Below are 16031 nucleotides of genomic sequence, written 5' to 3' on the forward strand. Positions count from 1 at the left end.
GACTCATTACGGACTAAGTCCGTATTGACTCCGTAATGCTAAGGAGGTAGCGCCGGATGCCGATCCTGCGGAGTGCCTGCAAATAGTTAACCTGCAATGAGTTAACCATTGGGGTGGTAAATTCCGGTTTCCCATTGCATAATCTCATGGAACGCCTTCTCATGGAGCGCCTTCTCATGGAGCGCCGACGTCCCCGTCGGCGACTGTGGCGATAAACCTGACACATCTGCCAATTTCGTAAATCATCTACAAATCTATAACCGATCCTGCGGACAGGAACCGACGGGGACGTCGGTAATTCCATATCATGGAGCGCTGAATCTCATCTCTGATCTCTCTGTTTCTCTGTGGTGAAATTCATCTCTCATCTCTCTCACTTTCCCCTTGCCAAAATTACCGCATTTCCTCTTTTTGGATTCGTCTTGATTAAACAAATGAAAAATACAGGAGATTTAGTGAATAATAGAAGCCGCATTCTGCTCTGCTTGCTGTTGCTGATCGCTATCAGCCCGGCTTTGCATGCCTCAGGTTTTGCCGAAAAAACTGTGTCCTGGCTGCGGGGATATGGACTCCAACCCACATGGATCGTACTCATCATTTCGATGCTGCCTTTGATCGAACTGCGCGGTTCCATCCCGGTGGCGATATTACTTTTCAATATGCACTGGACGGAGGCGGTGTTGCTATCAGTGATTGGAAACATGATCCCGATCCCTTTCATTCTGCTATTGATGGATTGGTTTTTTGCCCTGATCAGTAAAAACCGGCATGGTGCGCGTTTCACGCAGTGGATTTTCAAACGCACCCGACGCAAGGGAAAGGTCATCGAAACATATGAGGCGCTTGGGCTTGCGATCTTTGTGGGTATTCCTCTTCCTGGAACAGGAGCTTGGACAGGGTCCTTTGCCGCCAATATCTTTGGCATCCGTTTTTGGAAAGCGATGCTGTATATCTTCATCGGTGTGCTGCTCGCCGCAACAGTGGTAACACTGCTTTCCCTGATGGGAAACATTGCAGTGGCGACAAGGTGAGATATGAATAAAGCATATAGTATCTTCTGGCTGGTGGGCGAAAGTTCCGGAGACCTGCATGCCGAACTGGTGATGAAAAGCATCAACGAATCGATCCCAAACGTCCGCCACGTGGGCATCGGCGGTCCCCGTATGCAACAGATGGGTTTAATTCCGCTATATCCCTTTAGTCGCTTTGCCGTTATGGGTTTCGTTGAGGTGATCAAACATCTCTTATTCTTTATGGGAGTGGAGCGCAGGATCAAAAAGCTATTCAAAAGAGACAAACCCGATCTTGCGATTCTGGTGGATTATCCCGGTTTGAATCTGCGCATCGCCGATCTTGCCGACAACCATCGCATCCCGGTGCTCTATTTCATTTGTCCGCAGTTTTGGGCATGGAAGCATGAACGGGTCTATAAACTCAAAGCCAGTGTTCGCCACACCGCCTGCATCCTTCCATTTGAGAAGGAACTGCTTGATATTCACAACGTTACTTCCACATACGTGGGGCATCCAATCGCGGAGGAAGTCAAATTTGACCTCGACCGGCAATCTTTTGCAACGTTCTTTTCTCTGGACGCCTCCAAACGCTGGATCGGGTTCTTTCCCGGATCCCGCAACGACGAGATCAAACGCATGCTCCCCGTCTTTCTGGAAACGGCGAAACGCTTTGACGGGCAGGATTATCAGATCCTCTTTTCCAAATCCCGCTCCGTGAACCACACCCGCTATATGGAAACTATCGAGCAAGCTGGCGCAAAGGGAATCCATCTCATCGACGGATACGCCTATGAGATGATGAAATATTGCGACCTTTTGATTTGCACCTCAGGAACCGTGACCCTTGAAGCAGCCTTCATCGGTACGCCTTCCATTATCGCCTATAAAGCCTCTCCCGTATCCTATCGGATCGGAAGATACTTCATCCGCATCAAGCGTATCGGCTTGCCAAACATTGTTTTGGATGCCGACGTCCTACCGGAAATGATTCAGGACGATGTGACCCCCGCGAAACTCTCTTATCAGGCTGCCGCCTTGCTGGACGATCCGGAAAGGATGATTGAAATCAAAGCCGAACTGCTGAGATTGAAAGCCATGCTCAGCGACCGCAAAGCCTCGGTGGAAATGCTCAAACTGGTCAGAAATCTCCTCAGGATCGATGCCTAAAATCCTCTTTTATCTGGAGAAAAAGCTCGCCGCCTGGTTTCTTCGGGCACTGAAAAAGACATTGCATTTCACGGTCGTCAATCAGAATCCGGATGCGCTGCGCTGCGTCTATATGTTCTGGCATCGCAATTTGCTGATAATGGCTTTACAGAGAATGTGGAGCGGAGCGGGAGTGCTGATCTCCTCTTCCAAGGACGGGGAATTGATTGCGGGACCGATTTCGGAATTGGGCTATAAAACAGTGCGCGGATCGAGCTCCCGTCAGGGCTCCAAAGCGCTCAAGGAAATGATCCGCCTCAGCCGTGAAGTCTCTTTGGCGATCACTCCGGACGGACCCAAAGGACCCGTTTTCACCATCCATCCCGGCATCTATCAGATCGCCCTGCTGGCAAAGATTCCGATCATCCCAATCGTCGCTCACGCGGATAAGGAATGGATCTTCAATTCCTGGGATCGCTTTCGAGTGCCGAAACCTTTTGCCCATATCACTATTTACTATGGCGATCCCATCTATCTGACGGATAAAGAACAGATCCCCGAGACCGAGCGGAGAATCAGAGAGTTTATGGACTCTACTGAAAGACAAATTATGGCTGGGCTGCTATAAGAAGATGGGGGGAAAGGTGAGAGATATTCACCCGCTCACCTGTTCACCAGTTCACTTTCAGGGTGGAAGAGTAGCTTGAGAGCCCCGCGGGGATATTGCTATTGACAAAAACAGGGCATCTCTAACGTGGTAATCTGTTAAATAGAATAATTAATGCGATCATGGAGGATAAATGACTGCAATTAAACGTGTATACACCTTTGGCGACGGAAAAGCCGAAGGTAAAGCCGGAATGAAAAACCTCCTGGGTGGAAAGGGTGCCAATCTTGCCGAAATGAACCTTATCGGCGTGCCCGTCCCTCCCGGATTCACAATAACAACCGACTCTTGCAATGAATATACAAAGCTCGGCATGGTGAAAGTCCGCGAACTTCTGGAGACCGAAGTCAAAGCCGCTGTCACTTACATCGAAGAACTAATGGGTATGCAATTTGGCTCGGACGAAAACCCGCTTTTACTTTCCGTCCGATCCGGTGCCCGCGCTTCCATGCCGGGGATGATGGATACAATCCTCAATCTCGGCATGAACGACAACGCCGTGCAGGGCATCATCAAAAAGACCGGCAACGAACGCTTTGCCTGGGATAGCTATCGACGTTTCGTCCAAATGTACGGAGACGTCGTTTTGGGTCTCAAACCAGCCAGCAAAGAGGAAGAAGACCCCTTTGAAGTGATCATTCACCAGATGAAACATGACAAAAACATCGAAAACGATCTTGATCTCAGTGCCGGTGATTTGAAAACCCTTGTATCCCTCTTCAAAAAAGCCGTCAAGGACAACACCGGACACGATTTCCCCAGTGATCCATGGGAACAGCTCTGGGGATCGGTTTTTGCCGTTTTCGATAGCTGGAACAACGACCGGGCGGAGTTTTACCGTCAGTTGAATTCCATTCCAGGCGAATGGGGCACCGCAGTGAACGTTCAAGCGATGGTATTTGGCAACATGGGCATCACCAGCGCTACCGGAGTCGCTTTCACACGCGATGCAGGCACTGGAGAGAATGTCTTCAACGGCGAATATCTGATCAACGCCCAGGGCGAAGACGTCGTAGCCGGGATCCGCACTCCGCTACAGATCACCAAAGAAGGCTCTCAACGCTGGGCAGTGCTCACCGGTGTTACCGAAGAAGATCGTGCCGCGAACTATCCATCTCTGGAAGAAGCGATGCCGACCGTCTATCAGGAACTTTTTGACACTCAAAGAAAGCTTGAAGACCACTCCAAAGATATGCAGGACTTGGAATTTACTATTCAGGAAGGCAAACTCTGGATGCTGCAAACCCGCAATGGCAAGCGCACCGGATTTGCAATGGTCAAGATCGCCATGGACATGCTTCACGAAGGCAAGCTGGACGAAAAAACAGCGCTGCTGCGCATGGAACCAAACAAACTTGACGAGCTTTTGCACCCTGTCTTTTCCAAAGCCGGTCTCGCAAACGCTAAAGTCCTTGCCAAGGGACTTCCCGCTTCTCCAGGCGCCGCCACCGGACAGATTGTTTTCTTTGCCGATGATGCCGAAGCCTGGGCTGCGGATAACAAACGCGTCATCCTTGTCCGCATCGAAACTTCTCCGGAAGACTTACGCGGAATGAACGTCGCCAGAGGAATCCTAACTGCCCGTGGCGGAATGACTTCGCACGCGGCAGTAGTCGCCCGCGGCATGGGTAAATGTTGCGTTTCAGGCGCCGGAGCGATCAAGATCGACTATCGTGCCAGAACCATGACCGTGGATGGAATCATCTTCAAAGAAGGAGATTGGCTATCCCTCAACGGCAGCACCGGTCAGGTGCTCGAAGGCAAGATCGAGACCGTCGATCCCGAACTCAGCGGAGATTTTGGCGATCTGATGAAACTGACGGACAAACACACGCACATGAAGGTTCGCACCAATGCCGATACACCCAAAGATGCCGCTGTGGGGCGTAATTTCGGAGCTGTAGGCATCGGACTCTGCCGCACTGAACATATGTTTTTTGAGGGCGACCGCATCAAAGCCATGCGTGAAATGATCCTCGCCGACGACGAAGCCGGGCGCAGAAAGGCTTTGGACAAACTGCTGCCGATACAGAGAGCTGATTTTGAAGGAATCTTCGAAGCTATGAACGGATTCCCAGTCACCGTCCGTCTGCTCGATCCTCCTTTGCACGAATTCGTTCCTCACGAGGAAGATCAGCAGGAAGAGATCGCCATAGAACTCGGCATATCCCTACAAAAAGTGAAAGATCGCGTGCACTCTTTGCACGAATTTAACCCCATGCTCGGTCACCGTGGCTGCCGCCTTGGCAACACCTATCCGGAAATCACGGAAATGCAGGCACGTGCCATCATCGAAGCCGCGCTCGCCGTCAAAGCCAAGGGCATCATCGTGCTGCCGGAAATCATGGTTCCGCTGATCGGCACTCAGGCAGAATACAAGCTGCAAGAAGAGATCATCCGCACAACAGCGGATAAGGTTTTTGGCGAGAAAGGCGATACTATCGACTATCTTGTCGGAACGATGATTGAAATCCCCCGCGCTGCTCTGACAGCGGACAAAATCGCCGAAAGCGCAGAATTCTTCAGTTTCGGCACCAATGATCTCACTCAAATGACTTTCGGCTACTCACGCGATGACGCCGGAGTCTTTCTTCCTGTCTATCTTGCCAAACATCTGCTCAAAAACGATCCTTTCCAGATCCTCGATCAAGAAGGCGTCGGACAACTCATTCAGATGGCTATAGACCGCGGACGCAGCACACGTCCCGACCTCAAAATCGGAATCTGTGGAGAACACGGCGGAGAACCCTCTTCTGTGGAGTTTTGCCACCGTGTGGGCATGAACTATGTGAGTTGCTCTCCATACCGCGTTCCGATCGCCCGCCTCGCAGCAGCGATGGCAGCCATTCGGTAAAAAAGAGTCTAATCATAGAAATATACTATTGATACAGAGTTACTTATGCGGGATTTCGATCCCGCTTTTTTTTCAAACACAGAGATGGAGAGTGGAGATGTTCAACACAGTGTAGGTGGAAAGGTGGAGCTGACGCCAACCGATAGTTACGTTGGAGGATCGGACAACCTCGTTTGATCCAAATCGCTGGTTATGGGATGTCGCCCCTGCGGGGCTAATCCACGCAGTCGCTTTGCCACCCTTCCACCCTTCCACCTTTCCACCATTCCACCCTTCCACCCTTCCACCTTTCCACCCTTCCCCAATAACAAAAAAACCTTGACCAAAAAAAACAGAATAAAAGAATGGCAGCAAGAGGTATTTATGAAAGACGACGTATTATACGGCAAAGAAATGCCGGAAAGCAAACAGGAGAAACTGAAAGAACGTATTGTCGATATCGACGATAAGAAGATGAAGTTCTATGAAGAGTTGCGCAAAAAAGCCAAGGACTGGACGAAGCTCAAATCCGGTTCTTTGGGTGGAAAACTGAGCGAGTATCTCTTTCTGCTGCCCGATTTCTTCATTCTGGTGAGCCGTCTGGCGCTCGACAAACGCGTCCCCGCCAAGCGCAAACTGTTGATCGGAGGCATCATCGCCTACTTGATAATGCCCTTTGACATCATACCGGATATGATCCCCGTGATCGGACACATCGATGATCTCGTGATGGTCGTCCTGGGGCTCAATCTCATCCTCAACGACACCGATCCCAAAGTGCTGCGCGACAATTGGAGCGGCGATGGAGACGTCCTCGATCAGATCAAAAAAATCACCGCTGTAGCGGAAAAGTTCCTGGACAAAACCATTCTCAGCCGCATTAAAGGATGGCTTGGCACCAAAAGCTGATATGCAAAAATTACTGATTGCTTCTCATAACCGCGACAAGGTGAAGGAGATTGCAGACCTGCTTGCAGGCTTGCCGCTCGAAGTGCTTTGCACCGATGATTTCCCTCACCTGAAACCGACTGTCGAGGATCAGGATACGATAGCTGGAAACGCTATGAAAAAGGCGCTTGAAACCGCGCAGCAAACTGGTTTGATGACCCTGGCGGACGATACCGGCTTATTTGTTCACGCTCTCAATGACGAACCCGGAATCTTTGCCGCGCGCTATGCCGGAGAGGATTGCAGCTACCGTGACAACCGGCTCAAAGTGCTGGGAAACATGGAAGGCAAAGCCGATCGCCGAGCTACTTTCAAGACCTGTGCAGCACTCGCCGATCCCGATGGCGTCATCGCCATCAAAGAAGGGTGCGTCGAAGGCTACATTACCGATGCGGAGAGAGGGGAAAACGGATTTGGCTACGACGCCGTCTTTGAGGTGAAAAGCACCGGTAAGACCTATGCCGAGATGAGCCACTGCGAGAAAAACCGCCTTTCCCACCGCGCTCTGGCAGTTCAAAAGATCATTCCCGTGATTTCTCACGTGATCGGTGAGAACACATAGTATTTTATTTCAAGGAGAAGATATGATAAAACCTCAGGTATTCAGACAATATGACATCCGCGGAATCGTTGGCGAAGAGCTGAACGGCGAATCCTATTACCTGATCGGAAGAGGATTTGGCACCTACATCCGGGAAAAAGGACTGAAAAGCATCGTTGTCGGTGGAGACGCGCGTCCCAGCACATCCGAGCTGATGGAAGAATTTGTCCGTGGTGCTCTGGAAACCGGCTGTGACGTCACTGAAATCGGCATGGTCGCCACCCCTGTGCTCTATTTTGCCATCTGGAAACTCAAAATGGATGCCGGCGCGATGGTGACCGCCAGCCACAATCCCTCGCAGTATAACGGCTGCAAGCTCAATCTCGGGCTCGCAAGCGTATTCGCGGAAGAGCTGCAAAAAGTGCTGCAAATCATCCTAAAAGGCGAGTTCTTTAGCGGAGCTGGGAAACATGAGATTTACAACCAACTCGATGAAGAATATATGTCTTACATCGTTGACAACATCAAGATCGAGCGCCCGGTGAAGGTGATCGTCGATGGCGGAAACGGCATGGGCGGACCCTACCTTCCAGAGATTCTCAGAAGACTGGATTGCGAAGTGATCGAAATGTACTGTGAGCCGGACGGAACCTTCCCCAATCATCACCCTGATCCCACGATAGAGAAGTATATGGTGGATCTCAGCCGCGGCGTAATCGATGCCGAATATGAGCTCGGAATAGGACTGGACGGCGATGCAGATCGCATCGGGGTCGTCGATGAAAAGGGTAAAATGCTCTTCGGCGACCAGATACTCAACATCCTCGCCCGCGAGTATCTGAAAACTAATCAGGGCAAGACCATCATCGCCGACGTCAAGTGCTCCAAGAACCTCTATGACGACATCCGCAAGCAGGGCGGCATCCCGATGATGTATAAAACCGGACATGCAAATATCAAGATGAAGATGCAGGAAATCGGCGTTGAATTCGCCGGCGAGATGAGTGGTCATGTCTTTCTGGCAGACCGCTATCTGGGTTTTGACGACGCCATTTATGTAAGCTGCCGCTTTCTTGAGATCGTCGGCAAAGCAAGTTCTCCCGTCAGCACCTATCTTGCCGATCAACCCAAGATGTACAACACTCCGGAGCTGCATATCCAATGTCCGGACGCGCGCAAATTTGAGATCGTCGCCAATATCTGTGACGAATTCAAAGCCGAAGGCTACGACGTGAACGACATCGACGGCGCCAGAATCACTTTCCCGGACGGCTGGGGGTTGATCCGCGCTTCAAATACGACTCCGGTGCTGGTCACCCGTTTCGAAGCTGAGACCGAAAAGCGGATGAACGAGATCAGAGAATTGGTCGAAGGCAAGATCAAGAAGTACTCATAATTGAATTAATCATAAATAGGAGGATGCCATGAGGCTCCCTCTATCTTTGTGAATCTCTGTATTTTAGCAAAGAAAAGGCGAGATCGGAATCCCGCCTTTTTCAAAGCATCGGAATGCTATCTAAAGTCAATTCTCATCGCTTCGACGAGGGCAGGAAGATCATTTAAAAACAGCTCTTTTTGCTCTCCGCTGAAGAAGTCTTTTAGCTGTCCCACACCGCGTGCGATTTCTTCCTCGCCGATGATCAGGGCAAATCTTGCATTCAGGTTGTCAGCCGCTTTGAGCTGGGCTTTGAAGGAAGTCTTGTCCGGATCGTATTCGGCATAGACTCCGGCATAGCGGAGATCGTTCAAAAGCGGGATGGCTGCTGCTTTTGCGGTTTCGCCAATGGTGATGATATACACATCAGGAGCGGGAGGTTTGCCCAGATCGATGCCCTGATCTTCAAGTGTAAGCAACAGGCGCTCAAAACCTCCGGCAAAACCGATGGCGGGAATGCTCTTACCTCCGATCTGTTCGATCAGTCCGTTGTAGCGTCCACCTCCGGCAAGTGAGTTTTGGGCGCCGATGCCTTCATAGACGATCTCGAAGGCGGTATTGGAATAATAATCCAGTCCGCGCACGATGCGGGGATTGATCGTGAAAGGGATGCTCATACCCTTCAGATAGCTCTGCACTTCTGCGAAATGGGTTTGGCATTCCTCGTCAAGAAAGTCGTTCTGTGTGGGAGCGCCTACACCCAATGCCTTGCAGGACGGAACTTTGCATTCCAGAAGACGCTTCGGCTTGGCATCAAAGCGCTTTTGGCAATCGGAACAAAGCTCGCTCAGATGAGGCTTGAAATGGTCTCTCAGCGCGTCTTCATAGGTACTCGAACAACTTGGGCAGCCAACGCTATTGAGCTCCAGACGGATGTTGGTTAGCCCCAGCTTGGTTAGATAAGACCATAAAATGGCAATAACTTCCGCATCGTAATAGGCATTGTTGCTGCCGATGAATTCGATGCCATATTGATAGAATTGACGGAAGCGTCCCGCCTGGGGACGGTCATAACGAAACATGGGACCGATATAGTAGAGCTTTACGCGCGAGGTGAGGACATCCATGCGGTTTTCCACATAGCTGCGCACCACCGGAGCAGTGCCTTCCGGACGCAACGCAAAGCAGCGTCCCTTGCGATCTTCAAAGCGGTACATCTCTTTTTGGATGACATCCGAGCTCTCACCGGCGCTACGTTCAAAGAGATTTGCCTGTTCAAAGACAGGCGTGCTGATCTCTTCATAGCCATAAGCGCTCGCGATCTCTCTGAAGACGGCGATAACTTTCTGCCATTTATAGCTTTGGGCAGGAAGGATGTCATAGGTTCCGCGCGGGATCTTATATTCCATTATTACCTCGATATTATGTCTGTGCCAAGTTTGGGATTCCGCCTCATCCGTCAAGAATCAAATGCCGGGTATTTCACTTCGACGAGATACAAGCCCTCTGCCGGAGCGGGCATGCCGAGCTTCTGCCTGGGCTGCGCCTCGGCAAGGATTTCGGCAATCACTGAGGGATCCAAAGAGCAGTGAGAGATATCCACAATGGTGCCAACGATGCGGCGCATCATGTTGTGCAGAAAGCGATCGGCACGTATTAGGAAGACGATATCCTCCCGATGCGTCAATATCTTGATGTCTTTCACGTCGCAAATCCGATTCGGCACTGCCGGATTATGCTTGCCAAATGAAGAATAGTCATGTGCACCAAGCAGATATTTGGTGCAGGCTCGCATGCTCTCCAGCTCATAACGCTTGTGGGGAATATAACCCTTGTAGTTTCGGTTGAAAGGCGTCCGATCCCGCGTGAGCAGATAGACATAGCTGCGTTGACAGGCATCGAACCGGGCGTGAAAGTCATCCGCCACCGGCTTGATATCCAGCACCTTGACATCGTCTTTGAGATATCTGCGAAAAGCGCGAATTAGCCGCTCGGGAGTCATCGCTCCTTCATAATCGAAGTGGGCGCATTGCGCCAAAGCGTGAACTCCGGCATCGGTTCTGCCGGAAGCGGTGACCTGGTTGCCAAGGGTGGAAAACATCGCCAAGGCGGTTTCCAGATATTCCTGCACGCTGCGTTGGTTTTTCTGTTTTTGCCAGCCGTGGAAGGCGCTGCCGTCATACATCAGTTTCATCAAAAAGCGCGGCATCGATATCCTAAATAGAGCTCAAAATCACCATCATCGCGATCAAACCGAGGGCGATGAGATTGGCGTAAACGCCTTTGATAGAAGCGCTTGCCGCATCATTGAAACTACTGTTGATTCTGGATTCGATTTCTGCCGATTGAGCATAGCTTTCGCGAGCGCCCTCGATGACTGTATCGATCAGGGTTCCGAGGTTGCTTTCCGCTTTGATCCGTTTTCCGGCAAAGACCTTGGCGTAGGCTCTCACAAAGAGGATCGTGGCAAGAACAAACACAACTGCTTTCTCCCCCAGACGGTATTTTCGTAAGCCCGCTGTATCCCGGACAAAGGCGTTCAAAGTGAGATTGCCAAGTGCGAAGACACCGAGGATGATGTAGAAAACCAGCTTGGTGCTGAAGATGATGCGAGCTGGGAAAGGGACTGCAAACAAAGTTGCGAAAAGCCAGTATCCTACAAAGATAGGCAGGCTCCTTCGCACAGCGTTCAAGCACTTGGCATACAAGCGGATGTCCAAAATGCAGAAGGTCAGCAAAAGCGCGCTTTGATAGAAAAGCGTGAAAAGTTTGGCGTCCAGGCTGCCGACAACGCCGATAGCGATGATCAGCAGGCGCAGAAAGAGGTGTTGGCGAAGCAGGGGGGAATTGTTCATTCCTGGGTTGGGATTTCAGGTGTTTCCGGTGGCGGGGGAAGCTCCTCCGTCTTGGGTTTGTCCGCCACATCCACGTCGGTTTGTATCTCCTCATCCGTTTTCTTTTCAACATCTTCAGCAGCTTCATCCAGTCCGGGATCGGGTTGTTCTTCATCCATATCCGGTATTGCTACTTTCAAGCTGTCCGGCACCGGACGCTGTTTGTTGAATATAAATGAAGTGCCGTCGTAGAGCCTGCGGATGAGTGTGGCATAATTTCCGATTTTTTCGAGCTTCAAAGTTTCATTAAAATATGGCTTGGCAGCGGTGGTGTCCTTCACTTCGATAAAGTAATGCCAGCCCAGGCGAAAGTTTGCCTTGAGGCGGATGGGATTAAATACCGAGACGGAAAGCTCTGCCAAAATAGTCTTCATCGAATCCGGTGCGCTCTCATAAAGCCCAAACGCATGATCCAGCCTGATCTCTTGAGCTTCCTCGATCGGATCGACAAGGCGCACTGGATTGCCGGCGCGCAAGGCTCTGAGAGCGTTTGTATATTTATTGAGCGGAAATCTCTCCTGCATGATGGCAAAAATGCCAGATATCCGATCCTGGTTTTTCCCGGCTTTATTATATAAGCTCGCCTGCGCAAAATACGCAAAGGGGATGATTTCGCTGTTCAAGCGCAGCAGGATGACATCCAAAGCGGCGATCCTGGTTTCCAGCGACTTGATATCCGCTGAGATGGCGCGTTTTTCCGCATTTTGAGGTTGTGGAATATCCTTTGGCACATTTGTGGAGTCCGGCGGATCGGTCGCTGCAATGCTGTCGGCGCGTGGAATAGTGTTCAGCAAAGCCATACTTGCCTGTTTTTCCATCAACGAAGCTTGAAGCGAATCCCGCTCCGCGATGATCCCGGCATCGGATTTGATCAGGCGGTCATACATCGCCAGCGAGGAATCCGGCAATGCCAGAGGATCAAAGTATTTCTCCGCGCTAAGCACATGATAATCCACAAATTGTTGCAGGTTCGTCTTGAGGGAAAGATTCTGGTTTTGTTTGAGCTGATTCAGCGCCGCCACTTTGCTTTGAGCGACGGGAACGTATTCCGAATTGGGGAATTCCGCGCGCACGCGGTTGTAAGCAGTGGTGGCTTTGGTGATGTCGTTTTGTTTGTAAAAGTGAAACTCGCCGAGGTGGAAAAAGGCTTCGGCGGCAGCGGCGGTGCGTGCTGAAGTTTTGCCGAGATCCTCGATCTCATTGATGCCTTCAGCATCCTTTCCCTGCGCAAAAAAGAGCCTGGCGCGCAATACGCGCACTTGGGCAAGTTTATCCGGACGGAATTCATCACGAATAAGCGAGGAAACCAATTGGCTGCTCTGATCATAATTTCGCAGATGGAAGTGATTGAGCGCGATGTAATAACGCGCCTCAAGCCGGAGGTCTTTGGTGATGCGGCGAATCGCCACCAGTTTCTTAAACTCCCGCAGGGAAGCCTCATAATCCTTCTGGACGTAGTAGTTTCTGCCAAAAAGGAAGAAGCCTTCGCCATACTGCTTCGTTTGGGGATATTCGTTGATGATCTTTTCCAGCCAGAACTGGGCACGGTAATAGTCCTTGTCCAGTATCTCAAATTCCGTCAGCACCAAGAGCGCCTGAGGATGATGATCGCGGAAGCGGGGATCGCGGACAAATTGTTCCAAAAGCATTTCCGCTTCCTGAGGACGGTTGATTTCGCGCAGCACTCTGGCGAGGAAAATATGCGCTTCCGGCACGTGTTTGCTATCCGGAAAACCCGCAATCAAAGCTTCGAACTGATCCTTCGCCTGAAAAGCGCTATTGCCTTTGTAGTAAAGGGCTTTCGCCATCAGAAAGAGGGCGTCGTCCATGATCTTGCGGTTCTTGTGTTCGGTGATGATGATACCGCATTTCTGGATTGTCTTGGTATAATCCGCGATCGCTTGCGGAGTGGGTCTGCCATTGGTATTTAGCGGACGTTCCAGCGCGGATTTGTAATACTTTTTGGCGTTATACATCGTGTTGTTCAACCCGCAGGAGAACAACGCGACCATCAGGACGAGCGGGACAAGGCGAAATCTCTTCATAGAGTATCAAGTCCACCGAAGGCGATTATGTTGTCAATACAAATCTATGCCGCTGCCGCGAACCGCTTCCAGTATGGCTGCGGATTTGAGCAAGGCGATTGCGGAATTGATATCTGGATACATCACCCGGTCATGGGAAAGCGGATCCACACACTCTCGCAGCAAAGCGACAGTTGCACTCAGTGCCAGAGATGATCTAAGCTCCCTCTGCTCAATGGCTTGCGCGGCGATGAGCAACTCGATTCCGAGCACCGAGAGAACGTTTTCCGTCACCTGTAAAAGCTTATTTGCCGAAACGGAGCCCATGCTGACGTGATCTTCCTGATTGGCGGAAGTGGGGATCGAATCCACCGACGCGGGATGGGAAAGCACCTTATTTTCCGAAACAAGCGAAGCCGCCGTAAGCTGGGCGATCATAAAACCGGAATCTATACCCGGTCTCAATGCCAAAAAAGGCGGCAAACCACGATTCAACGCGGGATTGAGCATCTGTTCCATGCGCCGTTCAGAGATCGAAGCCAGTTCACTGACCGCAATCGCAAGGGTATCAAGAGAAATCGCCAAAGGTTCGCCATGAAAGTTTCCGCCGGAGATGATTTTTTCTTCCTCGGCAAAGATCAGAGGGTTGTCCGTGGCGGAATTGATCTCGATCTCCAGTACTCCCCGCACATAAGAAATGGCGTCTCGCACTGCACCATGCACCTGTGGAGAGCATCGCAAAGAATACGCGTCCTGAACGTTTCGGCAAGTGCGGTGAGATTCACGTAATGGGCTATCTTTCAGCAAATTGCGGATGTTTGCGGCAGAGGCTTTCTGCCCCGGATGCGGTCTCAGATTATGGATCAATTCGTCAAAAGCGCGAGGGGTTCCCAAAAGCGCGTCGATGCTGATGGAAGCGATGATATCGGCATATTTGCACAAGCGTTCGGCTTCCAACAGCGAAAGCACTCCCAAAGCTGCCATCACCTGGGTGCCGTTGTTGAGCGCGAGACCTTCCTTGGCAGCGAGTTCGACCGGTTTGATTCCAGCTCTTTGCATCGCTTCGGCACCGCAGAGCACTTCGCCATGATACTCCGCCTCGCCTTCTCCCAAAAGCGGTAAAGCCAGATGAGAAAGGGGTGAAAGATCTCCGCTGGCGCCGACGGATCCACGCATGGGGATTACCGGGTGAACGCCTTTGTTGAGCATTTCGACCAGAGTTTGCAATGTTTCAATTCTGATGCCGGAATATCCTTTGGCAAGAACGGCAATCCTCAGCAGCATGATGGCACGGGTCTGTTCGATGCTATATGCCGCGCCGATGCTTGAGGCATGGCTTCGGATCAGATTGAGCTGCAACTCTTTGATGTTTTCAACTGGGATGCCGATCGTGCTGAATTTGCCGAAACCGGTGGTCAATCCATATACCGTCTGCCCTTCGGAAATGACCTTGTCCACGTATTCGCGGCATTTTTTCACCTTCTCCAGGCAGGCTTGGGTCAATTCCACTTTGGCTTCGAATGCGGCGACCTGTTCCACCTGTTCAAGAGTGAGTGAGTTTCCGTCTATCAGTATTGTTTGCATTAGATCCTCTATTTTTTTGCTTGTTCAAATCATGGATTTGCTATTTTCGGACAAGTATTTTTCGCTATCGCTTTTTGTCAAACCACTTATTCTTGAACGAGCTGCGGATTTGTCGGAGAATGTTCAAGTCTATCCAGAATGGAGAGAATTGAGAATTGAAAATGGAGAATTGAAGAATTGCAAAATTGGCAGAATTGGAGGCGAAGTTGGTGGCAAATTAGCCAAATTGGCAGAATTTGGCAGAATTTGAAGAGCATTGTCAGGTTCAGCAATTTTATCAGCAGTTTCATGATCATCGTTGTGATTAACGCTGTCAAGTGATAGAGTGGCTTGCCACCACTGTTGGAAGGACAAATTTTGGCAAAAATGGGCAAGGGGTTCTTTCCAATTCTCAATTCTCACCTCTCCATTTTCAATCCTCAACTCTCCATTCTCTCCATTCTGGACGGATTTGACCAGTCTCAAAGTTCGATGTGAGTCTTGCGAAAGAAACTAGTGTCATGTCAAGCATTCCGTGTCGTAAAAAACACACCGTCATTCCAGCGAAGGCTGGAATCCAGTCTTGTAAAACCCCAGCGTGGTGATACGACAACGTGTTGATATACAAATGGTTATTTGTCATTCATCTGGAGTCTTTAATAAAACTGGATTCCAGCCTTCGCTGGAATGACAAACGCACTGGCAAGCTTGACATGACACTAGTTGACAAGAAATCCGGAGTGGTTTTATTGTGGAAAAAAAAGGCTGTTAAGTCTGCAATAACATTGAAATATAGATTACTTGAATAATATGCCAGGATAGAGCCACTTGTTCGCAATTTGAGAGCCAGGCTCTCGGAAAATAGAGCCACTCAATTCGCTGATCAGAGCCACCTTGCCAATTAGTCCCGATATCTGATCATGGATTTATACACCAATCGGTGTAAATACATCCATGGAGGTCACCCCAATGACCCAATATCGAGATATCCTGCGCTTACACAAGCAGGGCATTAGCGGACGCGGCA

The 16031-nt window shown here is 50.4% G+C and carries 13 protein-coding genes; 8 read left to right on the forward strand and 5 right to left on the reverse strand.

The features are described from left to right. Positions 1 to 455 precede the first annotated feature (455 nt). The 7 genes from Q8M98_06520 to Q8M98_06550 all read left to right on the forward strand — a co-directional run bounded on the left by Q8M98_06520 (position 456) and on the right by Q8M98_06550 (position 8544). A complete protein-coding gene (locus tag Q8M98_06520; protein ID MDP3114414.1) occupies positions 456 to 1031 on the forward strand; it encodes a small multi-drug export protein in 576 nt (191 codons plus the stop codon). Between the two features lie 3 nt (positions 1032 to 1034). After that, complete coding sequence (lpxB, locus tag Q8M98_06525; GenBank protein MDP3114415.1) at positions 1035 to 2180, forward strand: lipid-A-disaccharide synthase; 1146 nt, start codon at positions 1035 to 1037, stop codon at positions 2178 to 2180. Next, complete coding sequence (locus Q8M98_06530) at positions 2173 to 2787, forward strand: lysophospholipid acyltransferase family protein (protein ID MDP3114416.1); 615 nt, start codon at positions 2173 to 2175, stop codon at positions 2785 to 2787. Before lpxB ends, Q8M98_06530 begins: the two co-directional genes overlap by 8 nt. 172 nt (positions 2788 to 2959) lie before the next feature. Next, complete coding sequence (ppdK, locus tag Q8M98_06535) at positions 2960 to 5680, forward strand: pyruvate, phosphate dikinase (GenBank protein ID MDP3114417.1); 2721 nt, start codon at positions 2960 to 2962, stop codon at positions 5678 to 5680. Positions 5681 to 6043: 363 nt separating this feature from the next. After that, entirely contained in the window at positions 6044 to 6568 is a 525-nt protein-coding gene (locus Q8M98_06540; GenBank protein ID MDP3114418.1) for a YkvA family protein, read from the forward strand. Between the two features lies 1 nt (position 6569). Beyond that, entirely contained in the window at positions 6570 to 7169 is a 600-nt protein-coding gene (gene rdgB / locus Q8M98_06545) for an RdgB/HAM1 family non-canonical purine NTP pyrophosphatase (GenBank protein MDP3114419.1), read from the forward strand. A 22-nt stretch (positions 7170 to 7191) separates the two neighbouring features. Further along, positions 7192 to 8544, forward strand: coding sequence for a phosphomannomutase/phosphoglucomutase (locus Q8M98_06550; protein ID MDP3114420.1), 1353 nt, complete (start codon positions 7192 to 7194; stop codon positions 8542 to 8544). 116 nt (positions 8545 to 8660) lie between these two features. On the opposite strand, the gene hisS is transcribed toward Q8M98_06550, so the two are convergent. From hisS to hutH, 5 genes are read right to left on the reverse strand one after another with little or no spacing between them, the layout of a single operon-like run. Beyond that, positions 8661 to 9932, reverse strand: coding sequence for a histidine--tRNA ligase (gene hisS / locus Q8M98_06555; protein MDP3114421.1), 1272 nt, complete (start codon positions 9930 to 9932; stop codon positions 8661 to 8663). Between the two features lie 50 nt (positions 9933 to 9982). Further along, positions 9983 to 10732, reverse strand: a complete 750-nt coding sequence (truA, locus tag Q8M98_06560; protein MDP3114422.1) for a tRNA pseudouridine(38-40) synthase TruA — start codon at positions 10730 to 10732, stop codon at positions 9983 to 9985. A gap of 7 nt (positions 10733 to 10739) precedes the next feature. Continuing rightward, positions 10740 to 11378, reverse strand: coding sequence for a hypothetical protein (locus Q8M98_06565; GenBank protein ID MDP3114423.1), 639 nt, complete (start codon positions 11376 to 11378; stop codon positions 10740 to 10742). Next, on the reverse strand, positions 11375 to 13462 hold the full coding sequence (locus Q8M98_06570; protein MDP3114424.1) for a tetratricopeptide repeat protein: 2088 nt from the start codon (positions 13460 to 13462) through the stop codon (positions 11375 to 11377). Before Q8M98_06570 ends, Q8M98_06565 begins: the two co-directional genes overlap by 4 nt. Positions 13463 to 13495: 33 nt before the next feature. Then, on the reverse strand, positions 13496 to 15025 hold the full coding sequence (gene hutH, locus Q8M98_06575) for a histidine ammonia-lyase (protein MDP3114425.1): 1530 nt from the start codon (positions 15023 to 15025) through the stop codon (positions 13496 to 13498). A gap of 31 nt (positions 15026 to 15056) precedes the next feature. Between hutH and Q8M98_06580 the strand changes: the two genes are divergently transcribed. After that, positions 15057 to 15275 carry a hypothetical protein gene (locus tag Q8M98_06580; GenBank protein ID MDP3114426.1) on the forward strand — a complete coding sequence of 73 codons (219 nt, stop codon included), beginning with the start codon at positions 15057 to 15059 and terminating at the stop codon, positions 15273 to 15275. Positions 15276 to 16031 lie beyond the last annotated feature (756 nt).

This window comes from Candidatus Cloacimonadaceae bacterium (assembly GCA_030693415.1).
GTDB lineage: Bacteria > Cloacimonadota > Cloacimonadia > Cloacimonadales > Cloacimonadaceae > JAUYAR01.

Excerpts from the sequence above, each read along its gene's own strand:
- Q8M98_06550 (MDP3114420.1), top strand. The coding sequence starts at position 7,192 with ATGATAAAACCTCAGGTATTCAGACAATATGACATCCGCGGAATCGTT.
- truA (MDP3114422.1), bottom strand. The coding sequence starts at position 10,732 with ATGCCGCGCTTTTTGATGAAACTGATGTATGACGGCAGCGCCTTCCAC.
- ppdK (MDP3114417.1), top strand. The coding sequence starts at position 2,960 with ATGACTGCAATTAAACGTGTATACACCTTTGGCGACGGAAAAGCCGAA.
- Q8M98_06565 (MDP3114423.1), bottom strand. The coding sequence starts at position 11,378 with ATGAACAATTCCCCCCTGCTTCGCCAACACCTCTTTCTGCGCCTGCTG.
- lpxB (MDP3114415.1), top strand. The coding sequence starts at position 1,035 with ATGAATAAAGCATATAGTATCTTCTGGCTGGTGGGCGAAAGTTCCGGA.
- Q8M98_06580 (MDP3114426.1), top strand. The coding sequence starts at position 15,057 with ATGGATTTGCTATTTTCGGACAAGTATTTTTCGCTATCGCTTTTTGTC.
- rdgB (MDP3114419.1), top strand. The coding sequence starts at position 6,570 with ATGCAAAAATTACTGATTGCTTCTCATAACCGCGACAAGGTGAAGGAG.
- hisS (MDP3114421.1), bottom strand. The coding sequence starts at position 9,932 with ATGGAATATAAGATCCCGCGCGGAACCTATGACATCCTTCCTGCCCAA.
- Q8M98_06540 (MDP3114418.1), top strand. The coding sequence starts at position 6,044 with ATGAAAGACGACGTATTATACGGCAAAGAAATGCCGGAAAGCAAACAG.
- hutH (MDP3114425.1), bottom strand. The coding sequence starts at position 15,025 with ATGCAAACAATACTGATAGACGGAAACTCACTCACTCTTGAACAGGTG.
- Q8M98_06530 (MDP3114416.1), top strand. The coding sequence starts at position 2,173 with ATGCCTAAAATCCTCTTTTATCTGGAGAAAAAGCTCGCCGCCTGGTTT.
- Q8M98_06570 (MDP3114424.1), bottom strand. The coding sequence starts at position 13,462 with ATGAAGAGATTTCGCCTTGTCCCGCTCGTCCTGATGGTCGCGTTGTTC.